Raw genomic sequence first — 23292 nt, forward strand, 5'->3', positions numbered from 1 at the left:
GGCTCTATCCCTTCAGGCGGTTGCCGGTATCGGCGTCCAGCGTCGGGCGGCCGGCCGCATGCAGGCGCAGGATGATGGCGAGCCCGATCGCGGCCTCGGCGGCGGCGAGAGAGAGGATCATCAGGAACATCACCTGCCCCTGCGGCGCGTGCCAGCGCGCGCCGGCCGCGATGAAGGCCAGTGCCGCCGCGTTGAGCATGATTTCGATGGACATCAGCATCAGCAGCAGGTTGCGCCGGGCCAGCACGCCCAGCATGCCGGTCGCGAACAGCACTGCCGCCAGCAGCAGTGCCTGGGCGGGAGAGGTGGTGCTCATGTCATGCATCCCCGGTGCCAGTGCCAGTCCCAGTGCCAGTGCCGGTGCCGCGGATGTCGCGGCCGATGTGAAAGGCGCTGATGAGGCCGGCGAGAAGCAGGAAGGAGGCGAGTTCCACACTGAGCACGTAGGGGCCGTAGAGCATGATCCCGACGGCTTCCGGTCCGATGACGGTCGGGCTGCCGGGACCCGCCGGGGGCGCTGCGCGCAGTGCCGGCCAGAGGGCGGCGAGCAGCAGGCCCGACAGCAGGGACGGGCCGATCCAGACCGCCGGCGCCATCCAGTGCCGTTCGCGGTCGCGGTCGGGGCGGCCGAGATTGAGCATCATCACCACGAACACGAACAGCACCATGACGGCGCCGGCATAGATGATGATTTCCAGCATCGCGGCGAACGGCGCGCCCAGCGCGAAGAACAGGCCCGCGAGCGCGAGCAGGACCACGACCAGGTAGAGCAGCGCATGTACCGCGATGGGGCGCGTGACCACCATGATCGCGGCGGCGGCGGCGACCAGCGAGAACAGGAGAAAGGGCAGGTCCGGCATGGCGACTCTTCCCGATCACGGCAGCAGGGTATGGAGGTCGACGGGCGGGGCCTCGCGTTCGGCTTCGCCCTTGTCCTTGCCGGGGATTTTTACGCCGGCGACGTTGAAGAAGCTGTAGTCGGGGTATTTTCCCGGGCCGCTGATCAGCAGGTCTTCCTTTTCGTAGACCAGGTTCGACCGCAGATATTCGCTCATCTCGAAATCGGGGGTGAGCTGGATGGCGTAGGTGGGGCACGCTTCCTCGCACAGGCCGCAGAAGATGCAGCGGGAGAAATTGATGCGGAAATATTCGGGGTACCATCTGCCGTCCTGCTCGGCCTTTTGCAGGCTGATGCAGTCCACCGGGCAGGCCACGGCGCACAGATTGCACGCCACGCAGCGTTCCATGCCGTCGGGGTCGCGCGAGAGGATGATGCGGCCGCGATAGCGTGGCGGCAGGGGGGGCTTGTGTTCCGGATAGCCCACCGTTTCGCGGCGGTGGCCCATGTGCAGGAAGGTCAGCCAGAGTGTGCGCAGGGTTCCGAACATGGCATGGGCCTTCCTTTATCCCGGCGTGCGCAGCAGCAGGATCGCGCCGGTGGCGGCGATGTTGAGCAGGGACAGCGGCAGCAGGATTTTCCAGCCCAGGGCCATCAGCTGGTCGTAGCGCGGGCGGGGCAGGGCGGCGCGCAGCAGGATGAACAGGCAGACCAGCATGCCGGTCTTGAGAGCGAACCACAGCGCGGGCGGCAGCAGCGGACCCTGCCAGCCGCCCAGATAGAGCGTGGCCAGCAGGGCCGAGACCAGGACGATGCCGGCATATTCGGCCAGGAAGAACATACCGAACTTCATGCCCGAATATTCGGTATGGAAGCCGGCGCCGAGCTCGTTCTCGCCTTCCGGCAGGTCGAAGGGCAGGCGGTGGGTCTCGGCGATGCCGGCCAGCAGGAACACCGCGCAGCCCAGCGCCTGCGGCACCACGAACCACAGGCCCGACTGCGCCAGCACGATGTCGCGCATGTTGAACGAGCCCGCCTGCATCACGACGCCCAGCACCGACAGGCCCATGAAGACCTCGTAGCTGATCATCTGCGCTGCCGCGCGCATGCCGCCCAGCAGCGCGTATTTGCTGTTGGAGGCCCAGCCGGCCAGCACCACGCCGTAGACGCCCATGCCCATCATCGCCAGCACGAACAGCAACCCGACATCGAGCGTGCCGGCGATGCTCCACAGCGCGGTGACCGGGATGACGCCGAAGGACAGCAGCACCGTCATCATGCCGATCGCCGGGGCCAGCACGAACACGGCCCGGTCGGCGAAGGGGGGAATCCAGTCCTGCTTGAAGAGGATCTTGACGCCGTCGGCCACGGCCTGGAGGAGCCCGCCCGGGCCGACGCGGTTGGGGCCGTAGCGGTCCTGCCACAAGCCCAGCAGCCGCCGTTCGAACCAGGTGAGGAACGTCGCCAGACCCAGCAGCACGACCAGCGTCACGCCGATGATGACGGGCAGCGGGGCGGTCATGGGGTGTCGTTCCCGTGCAGTCGGATGCGGACGGGGGTGGCGAAGGCGCGCGCCGCCATGTGGGGCGGGCAGAGCGCGATGCCGGGCGGGAGCGTGGGGTCGTGCCGGATGGGCAGGGCGATGCGCTCGCCGGCCAGCGTGAAGCGGACCGTGTCGCCGTCTTGCAGGCCCGGGGGCAGGGTGCCGAGGCGCAGCGTGGCCGGTGTCGCGCGCGCGGCGATCGGGGGCGAGAGGGTGCTGAGTTCCTCGGTGCCGAACAGGCGGGGAGCGGGGAGGAGCAGGAACGCGTCGGGGGCGGGGGTGAAGGGAGCGGGGATGTCGCGATGCCAGTCGTGAGGCCGGTCGTGGTCGAGGAGGCGGGTGCCGGCGTCGCCGCCGCGCATCGGGCCGCCGATCTCCTGCTGGAAGCGATTGAGGGACTGGACGGAGTTCCAGCCCGGAACCTGATAGAAGGGGATCAGGGCGCCGGGCATGGCGGTGGCGTAGGCGCCCTCCATCGAGGGCGAGAACGGCGTGTCGGGCGATTGCGGCAAGGGCCGGTCGTGGACGCTGATATTGGCCCGCACGGCGGTGCGGCCGCTGATCCGCGACGGCTCGCTGCGAAGTCTGCGGCCGTCCAGACGGTAGTCGGCGTTGGGGGCAGCGTCGGCGGCGCCCGCCAGGGCGGGGACCTCGCGCGCCATGGCGGCGATGACCTGATCGAGGTCCGTCCAGTCCGGCGCGTTCGCGGTGCCTGCGGCCTGCGCGCATTGCTGGAGCCAGCGCCAGCTTTCCTGAAGCGGGAGTTCGGCCGCCAGGGCGGGCAGGAAGCGCTGGGCGCGGCCTTCGGTATTGACCAGGGTGCCGCCGCTTTCGGCGAAGGCGGTGGCGGGCAGCAGCAGGTCGGCGCGGTGGGCCAGCGGGGTGGCGATGTGGTCGATGACCACCAGATGGGGCACGGCGGAGAGGAGGTCGTCCAGCGCCGCGGCGTCCAGCCGGCGGGTGAGGTCGTTTTCCATCACCACCAGTGTGCCGATCTCTCCCTCGCGGGCCATGGCGCGGACGGCGTCGAGCGGGAGGCCGCCCATCAGTGCCATGCCCATGCTGTTGCCGTCGGGCACCACCAGGGACAGGGCCGGGTCGGTACCGGCGGCATGCAGGGCGGCGGCGATGTTGGCGGCGGCGTGGAGCAGGGCGGCGCTGGCATGGTGCAGGCCGGTGACGACCAGCGGGCGGCGGGCGGCGCGCAGGGTGGCGGCGATACTGCCCGCCAGGCGGGTTTCGGGCTCCGACAGGTCCGGCGCGTCGGGGGCGGTGCCGTCGATGCGGTGGGCGATGGCGAAGCCCAGGCGCGCGAGGTCGTCGGGGGCGGCGCGGTGCGTCGTGGCCGCGATCGGGTCGAGGTCGGTGGGGGCGGGGGTCAGCACCAGCAGCGGCGACGGGGCGTCGGTGCCCAGCATGCGCACGGCGGCGTCCATCCAGCGTGGCACCTTGGCCGCGTCGGCGGCGGGGTAGGCCGCGCGGCGGAGCGTCTGGCGCAGCGCCAGGCCGAGGCGGGGGGCGGTGACGCAGACATCCTCGCCCAATACCAGCACCGCATCGGCGGCTTCCATGTCGTGCAGGCTGGGGTTGCGGGCCGGGGTCGCGCGCAGCAGGGCGGGGACGAGCAGGGTCAGGTCGTGTTCGGGCTGGGCCAGTCCGGTTGAAAACCGGGCGGGGCCGGCGAGGGCGCGCAGGGCGAAATTGGCTTCCAGCGACGCGCGGGTCGAGCCGATGCCCACGACCGGGCCGTCGGCGGCCATGGCGGCGAAGCGGTCCAGCGCGGTGGCGATGGAGACGGGAACGGGGAGGCCGTCCTGTCGCATCGTGGGCGCGCGCGGGCGTGTGGACATGGTGGTGAAGCCGTGGCCGAAGCGCCCGCGATCGCACAGGACATAGCGGTTGACCGCGTCGTGATAGCGGTTGAGCACCCGGCGCACCGAACCCTGGCGGGCGTTGACGATCGTGTTGCAGCCCACCGCGCAGTGCGCGCAGACCGAGGGCGCGCCGCGCATGTCCCATTTGCGGCTGTAGACCGCCGAGAACGGTTTGTCGGTGAAGACGCCGGTGGGGCAGATTTCCGCCAGGTTGCCGCTGAAGGCATTTTCCAGCGCGCCGTCCTCGTACCGGCCGAAATAGAGATCGTCATGGGCGCCGAAGGCGGCGAGATCCTCGCCGCCGGCATAGTCGCGGTAGAAGCGCACGCAGCGATAGCAGCCGATGCAGCGATTCATTTCGTGATTGATGAAGGGACCCAGATCCTGGTTGCGATGGGTGCGCTTGGCGAAGCGGTAGCGGCGCCGGGCGTGGCCGGTCATGACCGTCATGTCCTGGAGGTGGCATTCGCCGCCCTCGGGGCAGACCGGGCAGTCATGCGGGTGGTTGATCATCAGCCATTCGACGACGCCGGCGCGGAATTCGCGGGCCAGCGGATCGTCGATGGAGAGGATCGCGCCGTCGGTGACCGGGGTCATGCAGGCCATGACGATGCGGCCGGTCTTGTCGTCGGGGCCGCTGAACTGCTTGACGGCGCACTGGCGGCAGGCGCCGACCGAGCCGAGCTCGGGATGCCAGCAGAAATAGGGCAGGTCGGCGCCGGCTTCGAGACAGGCTTGCAGCAGGTTCTCGTCCGTGCGGGCGGGGCAGGCGCGGCCGTCGATCAGGATCGTCGCCATCGTCCGGTCCCCTCTATGCGGTTGCGTGCAGCGGGCAGCGCCGCTGGCGGATATGGGCCTCGAAATCCTCGCGGAACAGGTTCAGCCCGCTGGCCAGCGGGGCCATGGCGCCGGGAGCGTGGGCGCAGAAGGTGCGGCCCATGGGGCCGAGCAGGCGGGCATGGTCGTGCAGGCGGTCGAGGTCGTCGGGTTGGCCGGTGCCGGACTCGATCGCCTGGAGCAGGCGTTCGACCCAGGGCAGGCCGTCGCGGCAGGGGGTACACCAGCCGCAGGATTCCTGCGCGAAGAAATGTTCCAGATTATGCAGCATGCCGACCGGGCAGGTGCGGTCGTCCAGCAGGATGGCGAGCCCGGTGCCGAGCCGGCTGCCGGCTTTTTCCACCGCGCCGTACTCCATCGCCACGTCGATCTGTCCGGCGTCGAGGAAGGCGGTGGAGGCGCCGCCGGGCAGCAGGGCGCGCAACCGGTAGCCGTCGCGCAGGCCGCCGGCATGGTGCTCGACGATCTCGCGCAGGGGGGTGCCCATCGGCAGTTCCCACGCGCCCGGGCGGCGCACGCGGCCGCTGACGCCGTAGATCTTGGTGCCGCTGTCCGGGCCGATGCCGAGCGCGCGGAACCAGTCCGCGCCGTTGGTGACGATATGCGGCAGGTTGCACAGCGTCTCGACATTGTTGACGACGCTGGGGGCGCCCCACAGGCCGCCGACCTGCGGGAAGGGAGGCTTGCTGCGGGGTTGCGCGCGGCGGCCTTCCAGCGCGGTGAGCAGGGCGGTTTCCTCGCCGCAGATATAGCGGCCGCCGCTGGCATGGACGTGGATTTCGAACCCGAAGCCGGAGCCCAGGATGTTGTCGCCCAGCCAGCCGACTTCATGGGCTTCCGCGATCGCCTGGTTCAGGCGGTCCAGCGCCAGGTGATATTCGCCGCGCAGGAAGATCACCCCGTGGCCGGCCTGAATGGCGTAGCCGGCGACGATCATGCCTTCGATCAGTTGCAGCGGATTGCCTTCCAGCAGCAGGCGGTCCTTGAAGGTGCCGGGTTCCATCTCGTCGGCGTTGGCGATCAGGTATTTGCGGCGGGTGGCGGCGGGGTCCTTGGGCACGAAGCTCCATTTCTGGCCGGTGCCGAAGCCGGCGCCGCCGCGACCGCGCAGTTTCGAGGCGGTGACCAGGTCGATCACCGCGTCGGGCGTCATGTCGCGCAGGGCGCGGCGCACCGCCTGCCAGCCGCCGGCGCGGCCGTAGGCGGCGCAGTCGGGCGGGCCGTCGGGCAGGCCGATCATCGCGGTCAGGGGGCGCTCGGAGGCGGTCATGGCGCGGGCGTCCGCAGGGTGTCGGCGAGTCGTTCCGCCGTTTCGGCATCCAGGTCGCCATGCAGGGTCCGGTCGACCAGCATGGCCGGCGCGTGGTCGCAATGGCCCAGGCAGACGATCGGCAGCAGCGTGACCGCGCCGTCGGGCGTGGTCTCGCCCGGGCGGATGCCCAGCCGCGCTTGCAGCCGCGCGCAGACGGCGTCGCGGCCCATGATCCAGCACGAGACGCTGTCGCACAGCATGATGACGTGCCGGCCCACCGGGCGGCGGAAGATCAGGTTGAAATAGGTGGCGATGCCGTCGAGATCGGCCGGCGACATACCCAGCAGGGACGCGGTTTCGGCCAGATGGGGGTCGCTGACCCAGCCGAATTGGTCCTGCACCAGCGTCAGCGCCGAGATCGCGGCCGCGCGGGGGCGATGCTCGGCCCGGGCGAGGCCGGTGATCCGGTCGCGCAGTTCGGGGGGGAGGGTGGGGTCAGCGGTCGACATCGGCCATCACGAAATCGATGCTGCCGATGATGGCGATCAGGTCGGCGATCATGGCGCCGCGGCTGATCAGCGGGATCATCTGCAGATGGGGGAAGGAGGGGGTGCGGATGCGCGTGCGGTAGGACATGGTGCCGCCGTCGCTGACCAGGTGATACTGGTTGAGCCCCTTTGTGGCCTCGACGCAGCCGCGCGCCTCGCCGGGGGGGATGACCGGGCCCCAGCTTACGCCCAGGAAATGATGGATCAGGGTTTCGATGTCGTGCATCGTCCGCGCCCGGGGGGGCGGCGTGGTGAGGGGGTGGTCGGCCTTGATCGGGCCGGGCGGCATGTTGTCGACGCACTGGCGGATGATGCGCAGGCTCTGGCGGATTTCGGCGATATGCACGACGATGCGGTCGTAGCAATCGCCGTTCTGCGCCGTCGGAATGTCGAAGGCGAGCTGGTCGTAGCAGGCATAGGGGGCGCGGCGCCGGTAGTCCCAGTCCAGCCCGCAGGCGCGCAGGCCGGGGCCGGTCACGCCCCATTCGATGGCCTCGCGCAGCGTGTAGGCGCCAACGCCCTTGGTGCGTGCGCGGAAAATACCGTTGCGCATCACCATCTTCTCGTATTCGTCCAGGCGCTTCGGCAGATGGTCGAGGAGGGTGCGGACCAGGCCGTCCCAGCCGGTCGGAAGGTCCATCGCGACGCCGCCGATGCGGAAGAAGGCCGGGTGCATGCGAAAGCCGCAGATGGCCTCGATGATCTCGAACACCCGCTCGCGGTCTGTGAACATGTAGAAGACGGGCGAAAGCTGGCCCACGTCCTGGCTCATGGTGCCGTAGAACACCAGGTGGCTGGCGATGCGGAAAAATTCCGCCAACATCACGCGGATCATCTGCGCGCGGGGGGGCACCCGGATGCCCGCAAGGGTTTCCACCGCCATGACATAGGGGAAATTGTTCATCACCCCGCCCAGGTAATCGATGCGGTCGGTATAGGGGATGTAGCTGTGCCAGGACTGGCGCTCGCCCATCTTCTCGGCGCCGCGATGGTGGAAGCCGATGTCGGGCACGGCGTCGACGATCCGCTCGCCCTCCAGTTGCAGCACGATGCGGAACACGCCGTGGACGCTGGGGTGGTTGGGGCCGAGATTGAGGAACATGAAATCGGTGTTCGCCGAATGGCGGCGCATGCCCCACTGGCCGGGATCGAAGCGCAGGGCTTCCTGCTCGCGCTTTTCCTGGTCCTCGGTCAGGCTGTAGGGGGGCATTTCGGTGGCGCGGGCGTAATGGTCCTTGCGCAGCGGGTGGCCGGTCCAGGTGGGCGGCGTGAGGATGCGGCGCTGGAACGGGTGGCCGTCGAACACGACGCCGAACATGTCCCAGGCCTCGCATTCGTACCAGTTCGCGTTCGGCCACAGGTCGGTGATGGTCGGGGCGTGGGGCCTGTCCTCGGGCAGCGGGACCTTCACGCGCAGTTCGTCGGCCGCGTCGGCGAACGAGAGCAGGTGATAGACCAGCGTGAAGGCGGATGGGGGCTGGTCGCCGCGATGGGTGCGCTCGCGCTCGCGCTCGTCGATCACCGTCAGGTCGAAGAGCATGCGCAGGGCGGCTTCGGGCTGTTTCAGCCGGGAGAGGACGGCATGCACGTCCTGGCGGGCGATCCAGACGGTCGGGACCGCGTCGCGCGTGGCCTCGATGGCCAGGATCGCCGGCGCGGGGCCGTGCGCGACCTGTTCGAACATGGTCGGGGACGCGCGCAGATCGGCCGGCCGGGATGGGGTGGCCACGATCATCGTCGCCTCCCCGGTCAGAGCGTATCGGGAGAGCGGAGGTCGCGCGCCGCGCGCCGCGCGTCGCGCCTGGCGTCGCGCATGCTGGGCGGGGCGACGCGTTCGACGCCCTGCGGCCCGACCATCCAGCTCAGGGGGCGCCGCTGGGTGCCGATGGCGCTTTGCAGCAGCATCAGCCCCTCCAGCAGCGCGTCGGGGCGCGGGGGGCAGCCGGGGACGTAGACATCGACCGGCAGGAAGGAATCCACGCCCTGCACCACGCTGTAGATATCGTACATGCCGCCCGAATTGGCGCAGGACCCCATGGAGATCACCCAGCGCGGCTCCAGCATCTGGTCGTACAGATACTTGATGATCGGGGCCATTTTCACGAACACGGTGCCGGAAATGACGATCAGGTCGGCCTCGCGCGGGGTGGCGCGCAGGACTTCGGAGCCGAAGCGGGCGATGTCGTATTTGCTGGTGAAGGCCGTCGCCATTTCGACATAGCAGCAGGACAGGCCGAAATTGAACGGCCAGATCGAGTTCTTCTGGCCCCAGGACACGAAATCCTGCAAGCGGCCCATGACCAGGTTGCGGCGTACGGCCTCGGTCGCCGTCGGCGTGTCGGGCCGGTCGGGACGTGGGGGGGTGGCGGATGTCAGGGACCAGCGCATGTCTATGTCCTTTCCCGGGCCGGGCGTCGCGCCGGACCCCATTCCAGGCCGCCGGCGCGCCACAGATAGGCCAGCGCGATGCCGAGAAAGGCGAGGAAGACGAGGACCGCGCCGTAGCCGCGCCAGCCCGCCTGGCGCACGATCGTGGCCCAGGAGAACAGGAAGACCGCCTCGGCATCGAAGATCACGAAGAAGACGGCGACCAGGTAATATTGCACCGGCAGGCGCAGATGGGCCGACCCCACGGGGAGGATGCCGGATTCGAACGGCAGGTTCATCGACGCGCCGCGCGCCGGGCCGACCCGGCGGCCGCCGGTGACGGAGGAGAGGGCCAGCATCGCCGCCAGCAGGGCCGCGATGGCGAGGGCGTAGCCCGTCAGGGGATGCAGCGCGAGGAAGCGGCTTATGGATACGATCATCGGGGACAACACCATCGGGTTGTCGCGGGGGCGGGATGTGGCGGCGCCGCGCGCGCCGGTTTTTCGGCCGGTCTTTCGTCGGGACTTCCAATGCTGGCTGAACGGGCGTCAGGGCGCCCGGGTTGCAGGCACGGGAAAGTTTTCCGGCCGGCCCGGCCTGCCGGTCAGAACCCGCCCGGGCCGCGGAAGAGCAGGAACAGCGCGATGATGATCAGGATGATGGGCAGCAGGCCCAGCCCGTTGAAGCCGGTACCGCCTGGACCGCCGTACCAGCCGGAGCGGTAGCCGTAGCCGCCGCCGCCGATGGCGAACAGGATGAGAATAATCACGAGAATGGTGAGCATCGTGAGAACTCCATGGGTCGTTACCGGACTAACGCCCCACAGCGTGGATTGTTCACCGGGCGCCAAAATGAGTTCCGGCGCCGGTGCCGGACGGTCCGCGCGGGGCGCCGCCGCTCAGAAATCGTAGGCGACCCTGCCGCCGACGAAGCGCGGCTGCCCGGAAATGCCCATCAGCGTGGTCGTCACGAGCGTTCCGGCGACGATATAGTCGCGATTGGCGAGATTGGTGGCATAGGCCGTGACCGACCACCTGCCATGGACCGGCTTGACGGTGAGGCTGGCGTTGAGCAGGAAATAGGCCGGCAGCAGATAGGGCCCGCTGCCGCGAGGCTGGAGCGCCTGCGCGCTGCGGAAGGAATAATCGATTTCCGGCGTCAGGGTCACGGAATTGAAGATGGGGCCCGTCTTGTAGGCGGCGGACCCGCTGAGCGTCAGTTTCGGGATGCCCATGTCGGCGCCGGCGTAATTCGAATAGATGGCCTGCCATTGGTGGGTCATGAGGTAATGCGCGCCCGTCGCGCCGGTGTTGAGCGTGCTGTAATCGTCATATTGCCCGCGCTCGTAGCCGAGATTCTGGGTCAGCGTCAGTCCGGGCAGGGGGTTGGCCTGGATTTGCAGTTCCGTGCCCCAAATGGTGGACCGGGGGACGTTGATATAGTCCCCGACCATTCCGTAGGGCGGTATCAGAAGCACGCCCAGCGTCTGCTGGTCGTGATATTCGTCCCAGTAGGCGGCGCCGTTGATCCGGAGGCGGTGGTCGAACAGTTCCGTCTTGAACCCCGCTTCGTAGGCCAGCAGCCATTCCGGCTTGAACGGATCGAGCTGGCTGGGCACCAGCGTTGTGTTGGCCGTGAAGCCGCCGGGCTTCACGCCCCGGCGGATATCGCCATAGATCATGACGCGGGGGGTGACCTGGTACTGGAGGCCCACCTTTCCCGAAAACTGGTTTGTCAGGGCGCCATGATCCGGATATCGGTGGCTGCTGATGCCGCGCATGATGATATCGACGTCGTTGAACTGCCGGTCGTCGCTCTGATGCTCGATGCCGGCGGTGAGCTTGAGACCCGGCAGGAGCGTGTAGCGGGCCTGCGCGAACTGGCTGAAATTCTGCTGCGGCTCGCTATGCGTCGTTTCCTGGATGTAGCCCACGGTCGGGATGCCGGTTTCGTCGAGCCAGTTTTCTCCCCAACTGCGGATGCGGCTGTAATAGAGGCCGGCGACCCAGTCCAGCCGGTTGTGCAGCGTGGAGCCGTCGAGCCGGATTTCCTGCGACAACACGCCGGTATTGCCCGCCAGGTAACTGTCGGCCGATGCGACGGGGGTCGCGTCGCGATCGATATACTGGTGCCGCACCTGGGCGGCGTAGGAGCTGATCGATGTCAGCGTCGCCCAGCCGAGGTCGCGGCCGACGCGCAGGCTGGTTGCCCAGGAATTGATGTCGTTCGAGGGGATGGCGTTGCGCGGGATTCCGATGAGGTCGGCGAAGTGGGGATTGAGCTTCCAGCCGGTGGCGTAGATGTTGCGATCGGGGGGGAACTGGCCGGTCAGGTCCTGCCGGACGAAGCCGGCCATTGCGTCGGAATTGTCCTGCGACCAGTCGAAGCCCAGGCGGACGACGGTCTTGGTATCGGGCTCCCAATCCAGTTTCGCGCGGAAACCGCCGGCGTTGGCGTTGCCGATGCTCTGCCCGGTCGCGCGGTTGAAGCGGAACGCGCCGCCTTCCAGCGCCTGCCCGGCGATGCGGAACTGCACGGTATCGGCGAGGGAGCCGGAGAGGTAGACGTTGGTCTTGCTGCGATTGTACGAGGCGATATCCTCGGAAAGACCGTAATGGAGCGCCCGGCTGGGGCCGTTGGTGCGGATGCGGACCTCGCCGCCCGTGTCGGCCATGCCGTGGGCGAAACCGACCGGCCCGGCATCGACGTTCACTTCCTGGAGGTCGAACATCATGCCCGAGGTCAGGGCGGCGAGGGGATAGGCCACGTCATCGAAATATGTCATGACCGATGGCGTGTTGTTCTGGGTGTAATCGGACAGGCCGATGCCGCGCAGGTAGAAATCTGGCGCGTTGCTGCCGCCCTGGGTCTGGATGGTCAGGTTCGGGACCAGATTCTGGAGGTCGGTGACGGTCGTGACGTGCCGGGCCACCAGGACTTCGGAACTGATGGTCGTCGTCGAGCCCAGTTCGTGCTGGGCCGCCGCGCCCGCGAAGCGCGGGGGACGGGCGAGGACGTTGATGACCTCGTTCGTCGGTGCGGGGGACTGGGCTTTCGGGGACTGGGCTTTCGGGGGCTGCGACGCCTTTGCGGCGGGCGACGGGTCGGCCGGCTTCGCCGCGTCGGCGGCGTGGGCGACGGTGCTCAGCGCCGTCGCGCCCGCGAGGAACGAGGCAACGCGCAGGCGGCCCAGGAGTGGACGGGAATATCTGCATATCATGTTCTGAAACCCTGGTATCGGAGTGAGGGAGGGGGGCGTTCGTGCTTCCGTCGTTCTAGGTGAGTGCGCGTTCCACGAGGCGAATCCAGTAGGCGGCGCCGTACGGGATGACGTCGTCGTTGAAGTCATATTCGGGATTGTGGACCATCCGGGCGTGCGCGCCGGTCTGTCCGTTGCCGATGCCCACGTAGGATCCCGGACGCGCGCGGAGCATCCAGGCGAAATCCTCGCTGCCGATCAGGCCGCTGCGCGGCGGGTCGAACAGGGCCTCCGCGCCGAAGGTCTCGATAATGACGTTTCGGGCGAAATCGGTCTCGGCCTCGCTGTTGCACAAGACCGGCACGCCGTCCTGATAATCGTAATCGACGGTGAGGCCCTGGGCCGCGACGACGCCATGGACGACCTGGGCGATGCGTACCTTCAGCAGTTCGCGCGTCTCGGGGCGCAGCGCGCGGACGCTCAGGCGGATCTCGGCCGAAGCGGGGATGACATTTTCGGCTTCCCCGGCCTTGATGACGCCGACCGTGATGACGGCGGGGTCGCCCGCCGCGATATTGCGCGCCACGATGCCTTGCAGGGCCAGCACGATCTCGGCCGCGGCCGGCACCGGGTCCTTCGCGCGGTGGGGCATCGCGCCGTGGCCGCCCATGCCGAGAACCTGGATCACCACCCGGTCCGACGATGGCAGCACGCTGCCGCTGGCGACGATGAATTTTCCGACCGGCACGCCGGGCGCGTTGTGCAGCGCGTAAATGGCGTCGCAGGGAAAGCGCTCGAACAGCCCCGCATCCATCATGGCGGGGGCGCCGCGCAGCGTTTCCTCCGCCGGCTGGAAGATCAGGTTGAGCGTGCCGTCGAAGCGGCGGTGTGTCGCCAGATAGCGCGCCGCCGCCAGGAGCGTCGTCGTATGGCCGTCATGGCCGCAGGCGTGCATCCTGCCCGGATTTCTGCTCGCATAGGGCAGATGGGTCTGCTCGGTGATCGGCAGGGCGTCCATGTCGGCCCGCAGGCCGATCGAGCGCGCGCCGTCGCCCGCGCGCAGTACCCCGACGACGCCGGTGGCGCCGAGCCCGGTATGGACGTCGTAGCCCCATTCGCGGAGCAGGCGCGCGACCAGCGCCGATGTCTCGGTTTCCGCGAATCCCAGTTCGGGGTTCTGATGGAGCGCGTGGCGGATCGCGATGAAATCGCTTTTCCATTCCTCGAGATCTGCGATAAGGGTTTCGCCGATTGCGGTCATGTCTGTGCCGATCATTATGATACTGGATTGTTCGAGGGCGCGTCCGGCCACTTGCCTCCGCGATGACGGCGGGTTCGATATCTTCCTGTCTTTTTCAGATGAAATCATGCGCCGTCAGTGCGCCGGACTAAAAACGAATAATGGTTTCTTCTTCGCAACCAATTGGTTTTGCCGTGGAGCGGATGACGAAGCCCGTGCGCGGGAAGAAGGCGGCGAGGCCCATGGCGCCGAGCAGGCCGATCGTGCCGACCAGGGAGAACCCGACGGCATGGGACCCGGTGGCATGGAGGAAATGCCCCACCAGCAGCGGGCTGACCAGGCCGCCCATGAGGCCGAACATCGTGACATAGGCGCTGCCGACCGGCCTGGCGTGCTCGGTCAGCGCGCGTGTCATCGCGCCCCAGAACACGATATAGGCCGCGTACAAGGCCGCGGAGGACAGTGCCAGGAGCGTCAGCAGCCAGGGCAGGCGTGGCGCTTCCGCGCCGCACGCCCCGAGCAGGGCGGCGCCGAGCGCTGCCGGGACGGCGACATGCCAGCCCTGCCCGGCCGGGCGGCGCTCGGTATACCGTGCCCAGGCCAGTGACCCGCAGATCGCGGCGAGGCCCGGAACGGCGGCGCACAGCCCGACCTGCTGCGTCGACAGCCCGGTCGCGGCCAGTAGTTTCGGCGCCCAGAAGGCGAGGGTGTAGATGCCGCAGATCAGGCAGAAATAGCTGACGGCGAAGCCCTGGAGGCGACTGTCGCGCATCAGGTCGCGCAGGCGCGGGGAGGCGGTGATGGCGGCCGGGGCGGGATTTGCAGGCAGGGCCCGCTCGTCGGGTGTCAGCCAAGCGGCCGTGGCGGGGGAGGTGGGACACAGGCGAAGGACGCCATAGGCCAGGAGCAGGACCGGCAGGGCTTCCAGCAGCAGCATCCAGCGCCAGCCGGCCAGGCCGGCCACGCGATCGAGACGGTCCATGATGAGGCCGGAAAGCGGCGCCCCCACGATGCCGGCGATCGGACCGGCCGCCTGCTGGATCGCCAGCGCGCCGGGAAGGCGATCCGGCGGATACCAGAGCGCGATATAGCAGATGCAGGCCGGCACGAAGCCGGCCTGGAACGCGCCGAGGAGGAAGCGGCAGGGATAGAAGAACCGCGCGTCCGGCACGAAGGCCGTTGCCACGCAGGTCAGGCCCCAGAGAAGCATGATGCGAAGCAGCGTGTCGCGCGCGCCGACCCGGGCCAGATAGAGCGCCGATGGGATCTCGAACAGGATGTAGCCGAGGAAAAAGGCCGCGATCGCGATGCCGTAGCCCTGCGCCGACATGCCCAGGTCGTGCGTCATGGTGAGGGACGCCATGCCGATGTTCGTCCGGTCCAGGACATCGAAAAGATAGGCGAGGAAAAGCACGGTCAGGATTCGTGCGTCGATCCGGCGGAACGGTCGGGACCGCCGGTGGCCGTCCGCCATCATCGCGCGGCATCCGGGAGGACGTCATGGATCAGCGAGGCGCCGTCCTTGCGGAAGGTCGTTCCAAATGGCCGCGACAGCGCGGCGAACCGCTCCAGGACCCGTTCTCCGCGTTCCGGCGTGGCGAGAATGGGCGTTCCGCGACGATGCATCGGCAGTCCGAGTTGGAGGTCGATCGCGTGGAACCGGATGCTTTCGAGCGTGCGGCCCCGAAAGGTGCAGATCGGCAGGATACTTTCCCAGAACATGGGTTCGGCGGGGAAGCTCTTGCGGTCGTTGTCGGTTCTGAGCCGGTAGAGGCGCGCGGGGGTCATGTCGGGGGGCGCGCGGAAGAACGTGTAGGAATCGCTCGGCAGGCGCCCGACCAGCTCGTTCTGTCCGATGAAGTTTCCGAGGCTGTAGAATATGGGCTTTCCGTTGTAGAGTTCGAAACCGCGGATGACGTGCGGGCCATGCCCGACGATGACGTCGGCGCCCGCCTCGATCGCGCGGCGGGCGAAGTCGCGGAGAAACTGGGGTGGCGTGTGGTAATCGGGGACGCCGTCCCGGTCGTGGCCGAATTCGTGATTATGCACGCTGACCACGACCAGGTCGGAGACGAGGCGGGCCTCCTCGATCCAGCGCACGATTCCCTCGACGTCGCGCTCGCTCGCCTCGGTCGTGGTGGCGGTCCGCTCGCCGGCGCGGAAATCGTGCCCGAGAAACGGAAAGACGGTGCGATCGGCCCGTGGAAAGGCGAAGCCGAGCTTGATGGCCTCGCGATGGATCAGGCTGAAGCCGAGGCGGTCCGACAGGTCGCGGAGCGTGGCGAGATCGGCCGGCGAGACCGTGTGGCAGGTCTGGAATCGCAGCGGGTTGAGGCCGGGGCGCCCGGGCATGTCGCGCGTCTGCTCGCTGGCTTCCTGCCCCCGGCCGAAGGTGCTGCTGCATGCGAGCAGCGCGACCGTGCCCGACGGGTGCGTGAGATAGGTCGGCCGCCGTGCCTCCTCCAGGTTCTCACCGATGCCCGCGAAGCACATCCGTCGCGCCTTCAGGGCGCCCAGCGCCTTGCGCAGGCCCGAGATGCTGTAGTCGAGGCTGTGGTTGTTGGCGGCGGAAAAGAGCGAGAAGCCGGCTTGCGCCAGGTCGTCCAGCACGTGCGCGGGCGCGCCGAAATGCGAGCCGCCGCTTTCCAGGGCCGGATCGCCCTCATAGTCGTTCGGGACGACCTCCAGATTGGTGAAGGCGACGTCGGATGCGCGGATCAGGTCGAAAAGGGGGCGCGCCGCGGGATCGGTATAGCTGTTGAGCGGGCGGAGTAAAATGCTGTCGCCGGTCAATGCCAAGCGCATGATCTGGTCCTTGCTTGCCTGTGACGGATCGGCTGGCCGCCCGCCGGCCCCATTCACGGGCCTGTCTATCATTACGAATGCATGCTAGTTTTTCGCGGGCCGGCCGGGGTATGGAAAAACGGTCCGATCGCGACAACCATCCGGTTGTTCGGCGCGCCGCCCGGGCTTATGTTTATTATGGCGTGGCAACGGACGGCCGGGCGCGCGGCGGGGATCCAGACCTTTATGACCAAGATGGCGGATCTGCGCACGCATATGAAGCTGCGCTATTTTCGGCTGGTGGAGGCGCTCGTCGCGACGCGCAGCATCCGCCTCGCGGCCGATCGGATGGGGGTGACGCCGGCCGCCATCTCCAAGGCGTGCCTGGAACTGGAAGGCCTGCTGGGAGCCCGGCTGTTCCAGCGGCAGGCGGGTATTCTGGTTCCGAACCCGCTCTGCATGCGGCTGATCACGGCGGGGCGACGGATCGACGCAGAGCTGAAGACGCTCATGGACGATGCCACGCGGCTGGACAACAGTCTTCATGGCAATGTGCGCATCGGATTCCAGGCGCCGTCCTTGCAGGACAGGATCGCGAATGCGCTGGTGGACGTCCAGGAAACGCATCCCGGCATCACGCTGACGATGGAATACGGGACGCGGCCCCATCTGCTGGCGGGGCTGGAGGAGAATGTCTTCGACCTGCTGTTTGTCGACCTGGCCGACCTGCGGTCGCGGCCGCGCCTGAAATTCAGGAAGCTTGGACAGGACCAGTGCGTCGTCGCGACGATGGAGGATATCTATTCCGTTCCGGATGTCCTGAATGACTGGGGCCTGTTTTCTTCCCAGCCGTGGGTCATTCCCGTTCGCGGCATGGCGATGCGCGACAGGTTCGATTCCGTTTTGGCGGCGCGTGGACTCGATTGTCCGGAACGGCGCATTGAAATCAATTCGCCGATCGCCAGCGAGCGGATCATCAGCCGGTCCAAGGGCATGACCCTTGTCCCGGTTTCCATGCTCCAGGCCCTCGGGCGCAGCGGGCGACCGGGGCAGGAATTCCGGTTCCTGCCCGAGATGCAGCTTGAAGTGGGCGTGGTGTGGGCGCGCGACACCCGGTTGAGCGCCGGCGCGCAGTATGTTCGCGACTTCATCGCCGATGCCCTGTCGGCGAAGGCGCCGCCCGCGTAGCCGGGCGGGCGCGTCAGAAATGCCGCTCGTAGACCTTGATGACGTCGTTGGGCTTGACGTAATCCTGCGGGTCGATGCGGCCGACGACCGCGCCGCCGGGTTCCTGACGGACCACGTAGGCGTAGTTCTGGAACGCGCGGTAGGAGAATCCTCCGGCGGCGGCGACGGCTTGCAGCATGGTCATGCCGGGCTGGTAGGGAAACTGGCCGCCATGTTCGACCTCGCCGATGACGGAGACGGGCCGGTATTCCAGGACCTGCACCGTGACCCGCGCGTCGCTGAGGATGTGCTGCTGCTTGAGGGCGGCGGCGACGGTCTGGCTGAGCTGGTCGGTCGTCAGCCCCTGGGCCTTGACCACGCCGATCAGCGGAAAGGCGATGTTGCCGTCGACCGGCACGTGCGTGTCGGTCTGGAACTGGTTTTCGCCAAAGGTCGCGACATTGATCCGGTCGCCCACGCCGATCGTGTAGCGGCTGGGGTCGTAATGCGGGACCGGGCTCAGGTCGCTGCCCGGCGCGCAGCCGGCGAGCCAGGCCCCCGCGAGCATGAGCGGAAGGCAGAATCTTGCGGTGCGGATGTCGAGTGCGCGGCGGATCGGCGACATGTGTGGCATTTCCTGCTGGGGTTGAGAGGCATCGTTTCAGGTCAGAGGTTCATGTTCACCCGTACCATGACGGTGTTGACGGTGAATTTCCCCACCGTGCCCACGACGTTCTGATTCGATATGTCGTAATTCAGGTTCAGGCTGAAATGGCGGTTGATGAGCCATTGCGCCGAGAGGCCGCCGCCGATGATGGTCTGGCTTCCGCCGGCCTGGGTCAGGATGCTGCCGACGAGATGCGTCGGTGTGTTCTGGTAATCTCCTTTCTGGAACGTGAAATGTCCGGAGAGAATGATGTCGCGCTGGTACTGGTGCGTGACGCCGAGTTGCAGGGTGGTGTAGCTGAACCCGGCCACGTTTTCGAACGCGCTGTCCTCGATCCCGTGCTGCACGTTCAGTTCCAGGCGCGTCAGGCGCGTCGGCGCCCAGCTTGCCTGGGCCTCGATGATCGGGGTCGCGTAGTCGGGGTAGGTCGCGTTGCGGTAGAAACGGCGCTGGTATCCGGCCATCACGCGCAGGTCGATCAGATGGACGGCGCTGTAATCGATGCCGGCCAGGACGGCCAGGCCATTGGAATCGCGCCCCGGATAGCCGGCCAGCCCGTGCGTGTAGCGGATTTCGGTGCCACGCAGCATGACGAGTGCGCTGGTGGCCCGCGTCCAGCGATAGCGGGCGGTGAGGTTTTCGACGATCACCGCGCGGTCCCGGTAGGTCTGCGGAACCGCGATGCCGTTTGCCTCGGGCAGGAGCGCCCCCTGATCGAACGAGAAATTCGTGATGTTGGCTTCGGGCATCAGGGAAAAGCGTCCGTCGCGCGCCAGCGTGTAGCTGAGAGCCGCGCGGTCGACCTGGTATTTGATGGGCTGGATGGTGGCGAAGCTGCCCAGCACGTTGGGGGTCTGCACCAGGTTGAGATGGGAATAGTCGAAACCCAGCCTGTCATTGGCGATATCGTGATATCCGCCGATCGTCGCCGTCCAGGTCGTCTGGTTCTGGGTGGGCTGGCTTGGATAGCGCATGTCGGAGACCGAGGCGTTGGCGTAGAGACTGTCCGTCGACCAGTCCGAGGCCAGGCCGAGCTGCGCGGCCGTCGAGATGACCGCGCTCGGCATGCCGCCGGGGAGATGGTTGGCGTTGTCGATATAGCCGGCGCCTTCGTTGATCGCCCCGTTCAGCTTGAAGCCGCCGAGATGCAGCCCCTGCGCCTGGTATTCCTTGCTGATGCGGATCTGTTCCGTATCGACCCAGGTTTCGCCCACGCCGCGCCCCAGTTCGGGAAAATACTGGCTGAGGACCTGCGCGGATGCGGTGGCCGGCAGGAAGGGCGCCGCGCAGGCGACAACGCCGAGGAGACGATACAGGCCGCCCAGCCCGCGCGCCGGTTTGCCTGGCCCGTTCGCGACGGGTGATCGGACTGTCACGATGTGATGACCCATGAATGCTGGAGGGGTTGTTCCTGCGCGCTGTCTTCACCCGCGGGCTGGCGAGGCTCGGCGGGCGGGAAGAGGCGGAGGCGCGGTTTGCCGGGCTGCCGGCTCTCGGCCCGGGCAATGCCCGAAACCAGGAGGGCCAGCAGGACGAAGAACGTGATGGCGGTGATCGTCGGCCCCGAGAGGCATGCGGGGACCAGATAGCCGACGATCGCGGCGCTGGCGCCGTTGACGACCTGGATGTCCTCCTGCCGGCGGTCCATCCGCCGCAGCGCGCGGACATGCGAGGCCAGGCCCCAGCCGAACCAGACGAGACCGAGTACGCCGGGAATGCCGACGGCCGCGAGCAGGCCGGGGATGAGGCTGGACGAGCGGTTGTTGCCCCAGCCGACGCCGAAGCCGAGCGTATCGAAGGCTGCTTGCAGGCTGTCGAGGTCGGTGGAACTGCGGGCATCGTAGGACTCGCTGTCCTGCTTGTTCGTCACGGTGTCGAAGATCGTGCCGAGGTTGGTGATGACGTCCGGGGCCAGGATCGTTATGAGAACCACCAGCACGGCGCCGAGAAGCACGAACTGGACTGCGCGCCGCTTGATGATCGGCAGGAAGCGCCGGGTGTGGATCGTGAGGCCCATGGCGATCACGATCGCGGCGCCGGCGGCGAGGGAGACGATGCCGGTCGCCGACGTGGACAGCAGGACGCCGAGGATGGCCGTGACCAGCGTGACCCTGGCCAGGAGGCCCGGAAAATCATTGAGGATCAGCCATCCTGAACAGAAGGCGCCGGCCGCCATGTAGCCGCCCAGGGAGGAGGGCTCGGAAAACGTTCCGTTGATGCGGGGAATGGCGCCGATGCTCTGCTCGGTCAGGATCGACCATCCGGGATTTGAATAGAGCGTGTCGGTGGGAAAGGGAACGTGCGCGACGCGGTTGGCGAATTGCCACACGGCGAAGGCGAACGCCAGCAGGATGCTCGCGAAGTAGGCGCGCAGGAGGTTGACCGGCCGGAATGGATGTCCGGGAGGGCCGCGGCGAGTGGCATAGAGCGCGACCAGGATGAAAATGACGATGTTCAGCGACAGGTAGAGATCCTGGTTGAGGTTGGCGGTGCCGGGCGACAGGGCGGTGAGCGCGAAGGGCGGCGTGGATTTCTGCGGCCAGACAAAGACGCGCCCTTCGAAAAGGCGCGGGCTGAGCCACGATGTCGCGATGGCCCACCCCGCGACGAGGAGGAAGGGGAGGGAGAGCGCCAGGACCCGGGTGCGGCCGGGATAGCGCGCGCCGAGCAGCAGTTGCATCGCGATATAGCCGACCAGCGTCATGGCGGGCAGTGTGTTGGGCGCGATGCCCAGGCCGCCGAGCGTGACGGCGGAGCCGGCCTCGAAGATGCCCGTGACGAGAATGAGCTGGAGCAGCCGTTCCGGACGGGCGAGCCACAGCAGGCAAAGAGGAGCCAGGACCACGAAGAAAAGCGTGATTCCCACGAGGCTTTCTCCCACCGCAGTCGGGCGGTACCGCGCATTCGACCTCCGTGCCCAAACGAACCGGAAGGATTAGCGAAATGCATAGGATATATTAATTCAATGCCTATATTTTTGACGCGGATCAAGGACTTTTCGGGCATGCTGCCGCTTGCCGGACCGGAAAAAAAATCAAATGATAAAAAAGGGTAAAAAGATCGGGCGGGGTGGCTTCGATCGGTGGATTGCGACGTTACCCGGTAGCAAAACACGCTTGTCCAAGGAGACGCCATGATCAGACCCAGCCTGGCCGTACGCGGCTTCCTTGCGCTCGGCATCGCCTGGTGCGGCCTGTCGGAGGGGACGGCTGCCGCCGCGACGGGAGAGATGATCGACCTGGCCGGTCGGACCATGATCTTTGACGACGAATTCGACCATCTCAGCGTCTCCGCCCATGGACCCGATACGGTCTGGAGCGCGCATACGCCATGGAACGGCGATTTCGGCCAGGCCGCCTTCGTCGATCCGCAACCGGGGTTTCCGTTTACCGTCAAAGATGGAATCCTGAGAATAGAGATGCGTCGGGGACCAGATGGCGCGTGGCGGTCCGGCCTGCTGTCATCATCGCCGGGCTATGGCCATGGTTTCACCGCACCTTATGGTTATTTCGAGATGCGGGCGCGCCTGCCGGCGGGGGAGGGGGTGTGGCCCGGATTCTGGCTGGACGAGCTGGTGCCGCACGGATCGCGGACGCATAGTCTGGAGGTCGATATCATCGAGCATTATGGAAAATTTCCCGCCGCCTATAACACGACCGTTACGAACTGGGACCTGGCGGACAGCCACGGCAACCATTCGGAGATGCATATCCAGTCCGTTCCCAGCGGCACCCTGTCGCAGGCGTTTCATACCTTCGGCGCGGAGGTTTCGCCGCAATGGGTGATCTTCTATTTCGACCGGCGGGAAATCTGGCGCACACCGACGCCGCGCCGGCCGATCGGCGGCCTGGACGTGCTTGTCGACCTGGGGCTGGGGGGCGGATGGCCCATCGACAAGGCGCCGCCTTCGTCGACCATGGAAGTCGATTATATTCGCGTCTATCAGCCAAGAGCGGCACCGCAGGAAAGAGCCAAGACAGTGCAGGGGAATACGCCATGAAGATTATCGTCGGGATTGCCACGGCCGGACGGGCGCCTGTCCTGGCGGAGACGCTGCGCGACCTCGCGCATCAGCGCCGCCAGCCCGATGAGGTGGTGGTCTGCGCACCGTCGGAAGAGGATATGGCGGGCGCGGCCGACGCGTATGCCGGGGTGCGGCTGATGACCGGGCCGCGTGGACTGACCCGGCAGCGCAATGCGATCATCGCCGCGGTTCCCGACGCCGATGTCGTGATGTTCTTCGACGATGATTTCCTGGCCGATGCCGACTATCTGAGCGCTGTCGAGCGGTGCATGCAGGCGAACGAGCGTGTGGTCGTGGCGACCGGGACCGTCCTGGCGGACGGGATCAACGGGCCGGGCCTGAGCGTCGCGGAGGGGCGGGCGATCCTTGCGGCGCGCGGGCATGAGACCGCGCCGCCGGACGCCAGGCCGGTCTTTACCGGCTATGGCTGCAACATGGCGCTGAGGCTTGGCCCCATGCGGGCCCATGGGCTGACATTCGACGAGCGCCTGCCGCTCTACGGATGGCAGGAAGACGTGGACCTGTCGCGCAGGCTGGCCGCCCATGGCGACGTGGTGCTGCTGGCGGATGCGCGCGGCGTCCATCTGGGGGTGAAGCGGGGCCGTGGCTCGGGGGTCAGGCTGGGCTATTCCCAGGTTGCCAACCCGCTTTATATCGCGGCGAAGGGCGAGGGCTATCCCCGGTCGCGGGCCTGGAACCATATCATCCGCAACCTGATGGCCAATACCGCGAAGGCGCTGCGCCCCGAACCCTATGTAGACAGACGCGGCCGGCTCGTGGGAAACATGCTGGCCTTTCGCGACCTCGTGCGCGGACAGATCTCGCCGGAGCGGGCTTCGCTGTTGTGAGACGGGCCTTTTGTCGGCATTTTTCTTTATGGGGCGGTCGCGCACGGGTATGATCCAGACAATCCTCGCCGCCATCGGGGCCTATGTCGCCCTGAGTGTTCCGG

21 protein-coding genes are annotated in these 23292 nt (G+C 67.4%); 3 read left to right on the top strand and 18 right to left on the bottom strand.

The features are described 5' to 3' along the window. Window positions 1-4: 4 nt before the first annotated feature. From nuoK to HLH48_RS10255, 15 genes are all read right to left on the bottom strand, one after another. Window positions 5-316 carry an NADH-quinone oxidoreductase subunit NuoK gene (gene nuoK, locus HLH48_RS10185; protein ID WP_182997401.1) on the bottom strand — a complete coding sequence of 104 codons (312 nt, stop codon included), beginning with the start codon at window positions 314-316 and terminating at the stop codon, window positions 5-7. Window position 317: 1 nt separating this feature from the next. Continuing rightward, a complete protein-coding gene (nuoJ, locus tag HLH48_RS10190; RefSeq protein WP_182997402.1) occupies window positions 318-860 on the bottom strand; it encodes an NADH-quinone oxidoreductase subunit J in 543 nt (180 codons plus the stop codon). Window positions 861-875: 15 nt separating this feature from the next. After that, window positions 876-1388 carry an NADH-quinone oxidoreductase subunit NuoI gene (nuoI, locus tag HLH48_RS10195; protein ID WP_182997403.1) on the bottom strand — a complete coding sequence of 171 codons (513 nt, stop codon included), beginning with the start codon at window positions 1386-1388 and terminating at the stop codon, window positions 876-878. A 15-nt stretch (window positions 1389-1403) separates the two neighbouring features. Then, on the bottom strand, window positions 1404-2360 hold the full coding sequence (gene nuoH / locus HLH48_RS10200; protein WP_182997404.1) for an NADH-quinone oxidoreductase subunit NuoH: 957 nt from the start codon (window positions 2358-2360) through the stop codon (window positions 1404-1406). Then, window positions 2357-5053 (bottom strand): NADH-quinone oxidoreductase subunit NuoG, encoded by a 2697-nt coding sequence (gene nuoG, locus HLH48_RS10205; protein ID WP_182997405.1) that lies wholly within the window; start codon window positions 5051-5053, stop codon window positions 2357-2359. Before nuoG ends, nuoH begins: the two co-directional genes overlap by 4 nt. A 13-nt stretch (window positions 5054-5066) precedes the next feature. Continuing rightward, the gene (gene nuoF / locus HLH48_RS10210) at window positions 5067-6362 is read right to left on the bottom strand and encodes an NADH-quinone oxidoreductase subunit NuoF (protein ID WP_182997406.1); all 1296 of its coding nucleotides are present in this window, start codon (window positions 6360-6362) and stop codon (window positions 5067-5069) included. Then, complete coding sequence (gene nuoE, locus HLH48_RS10215; RefSeq protein ID WP_182997407.1) at window positions 6359-6853, bottom strand: NADH-quinone oxidoreductase subunit NuoE; 495 nt, start codon at window positions 6851-6853, stop codon at window positions 6359-6361. Before nuoE ends, nuoF begins: the two co-directional genes overlap by 4 nt. Beyond that, window positions 6840-8627, bottom strand: a complete 1788-nt coding sequence (gene nuoC, locus HLH48_RS10220) for an NADH-quinone oxidoreductase subunit C/D (protein ID WP_182997408.1) — start codon at window positions 8625-8627, stop codon at window positions 6840-6842. The genes nuoE and nuoC overlap by 14 nt, the downstream gene beginning before the upstream one ends. A 14-nt stretch (window positions 8628-8641) precedes the next feature. Beyond that, window positions 8642-9280 carry an NADH-quinone oxidoreductase subunit B gene (locus HLH48_RS10225; RefSeq protein ID WP_182997409.1) on the bottom strand — a complete coding sequence of 213 codons (639 nt, stop codon included), beginning with the start codon at window positions 9278-9280 and terminating at the stop codon, window positions 8642-8644. A 2-nt stretch (window positions 9281-9282) separates the two neighbouring features. Next, window positions 9283-9699 (bottom strand): NADH-quinone oxidoreductase subunit A, encoded by a 417-nt coding sequence (locus HLH48_RS10230; RefSeq protein ID WP_182997410.1) that lies wholly within the window; start codon window positions 9697-9699, stop codon window positions 9283-9285. 164 nt (window positions 9700-9863) lie between these two features. After that, a complete protein-coding gene (locus tag HLH48_RS10235) occupies window positions 9864-10043 on the bottom strand; it encodes a hypothetical protein (RefSeq protein ID WP_182997411.1) in 180 nt (59 codons plus the stop codon). Window positions 10044-10157: 114 nt separating this feature from the next. Beyond that, window positions 10158-12479: a TonB-dependent receptor gene (locus HLH48_RS10240; RefSeq protein WP_182997412.1), complete on the bottom strand. Its 2322-nt coding sequence runs from the start codon at window positions 12477-12479 to the stop codon at window positions 10158-10160. A 55-nt stretch (window positions 12480-12534) separates the two neighbouring features. Continuing rightward, on the bottom strand, window positions 12535-13719 hold the full coding sequence (locus HLH48_RS10245; RefSeq protein WP_182997413.1) for a M20 aminoacylase family protein: 1185 nt from the start codon (window positions 13717-13719) through the stop codon (window positions 12535-12537). 127 nt (window positions 13720-13846) lie between these two features. Beyond that, window positions 13847-15175: an MFS transporter gene (locus tag HLH48_RS10250; protein ID WP_182997414.1), complete on the bottom strand. Its 1329-nt coding sequence runs from the start codon at window positions 15173-15175 to the stop codon at window positions 13847-13849. After that, window positions 15172-16503, bottom strand: coding sequence for a CapA family protein (locus HLH48_RS10255; RefSeq protein WP_182997415.1), 1332 nt, complete (start codon window positions 16501-16503; stop codon window positions 15172-15174). Before HLH48_RS10255 ends, HLH48_RS10250 begins: the two co-directional genes overlap by 4 nt. Before the next feature lie 225 nt (window positions 16504-16728). Here HLH48_RS10255 and HLH48_RS10260 point away from each other — a divergent pair, with 225 nt between their 5' ends. Then, window positions 16729-17670 (top strand): LysR family transcriptional regulator, encoded by a 942-nt coding sequence (locus HLH48_RS10260; protein ID WP_182997416.1) that lies wholly within the window; start codon window positions 16729-16731, stop codon window positions 17668-17670. 13 nt (window positions 17671-17683) lie between these two features. On the opposite strand, the gene HLH48_RS10265 is transcribed toward HLH48_RS10260, so the two are convergent. From HLH48_RS10265 to HLH48_RS10275, 3 genes are read right to left on the bottom strand one after another with little or no spacing between them, the layout of a single operon-like run. Further along, window positions 17684-18274: a polysaccharide biosynthesis/export family protein gene (locus HLH48_RS10265; protein WP_182997417.1), complete on the bottom strand. Its 591-nt coding sequence runs from the start codon at window positions 18272-18274 to the stop codon at window positions 17684-17686. A 41-nt stretch (window positions 18275-18315) separates the two neighbouring features. After that, on the bottom strand, window positions 18316-19692 hold the full coding sequence (locus HLH48_RS10270) for an outer membrane beta-barrel protein (protein WP_182997418.1): 1377 nt from the start codon (window positions 19690-19692) through the stop codon (window positions 18316-18318). Beyond that, window positions 19689-21182: a hypothetical protein gene (locus HLH48_RS10275; protein ID WP_182997419.1), complete on the bottom strand. Its 1494-nt coding sequence runs from the start codon at window positions 21180-21182 to the stop codon at window positions 19689-19691. Before HLH48_RS10275 ends, HLH48_RS10270 begins: the two co-directional genes overlap by 4 nt. Before the next feature lie 267 nt (window positions 21183-21449). Between HLH48_RS10275 and HLH48_RS10280 the strand changes: the two genes are divergently transcribed. Both HLH48_RS10280 and HLH48_RS10285 read left to right on the top strand, forming a co-directional pair. Then, window positions 21450-22316, top strand: a complete 867-nt coding sequence (locus HLH48_RS10280; RefSeq protein WP_182997420.1) for a glycoside hydrolase family 16 protein — start codon at window positions 21450-21452, stop codon at window positions 22314-22316. Continuing rightward, window positions 22313-23188 carry a glycosyltransferase family 2 protein gene (locus tag HLH48_RS10285; protein WP_182997421.1) on the top strand — a complete coding sequence of 292 codons (876 nt, stop codon included), beginning with the start codon at window positions 22313-22315 and terminating at the stop codon, window positions 23186-23188. The genes HLH48_RS10280 and HLH48_RS10285 overlap by 4 nt, the downstream gene beginning before the upstream one ends. The last annotated feature ends 104 nt before the right edge of the window (window positions 23189-23292 follow it).

The organism is Gluconacetobacter sacchari (assembly GCF_014174255.1).
Classification (GTDB): Bacteria; Pseudomonadota; Alphaproteobacteria; order Acetobacterales; family Acetobacteraceae; genus Gluconacetobacter; species Gluconacetobacter sacchari.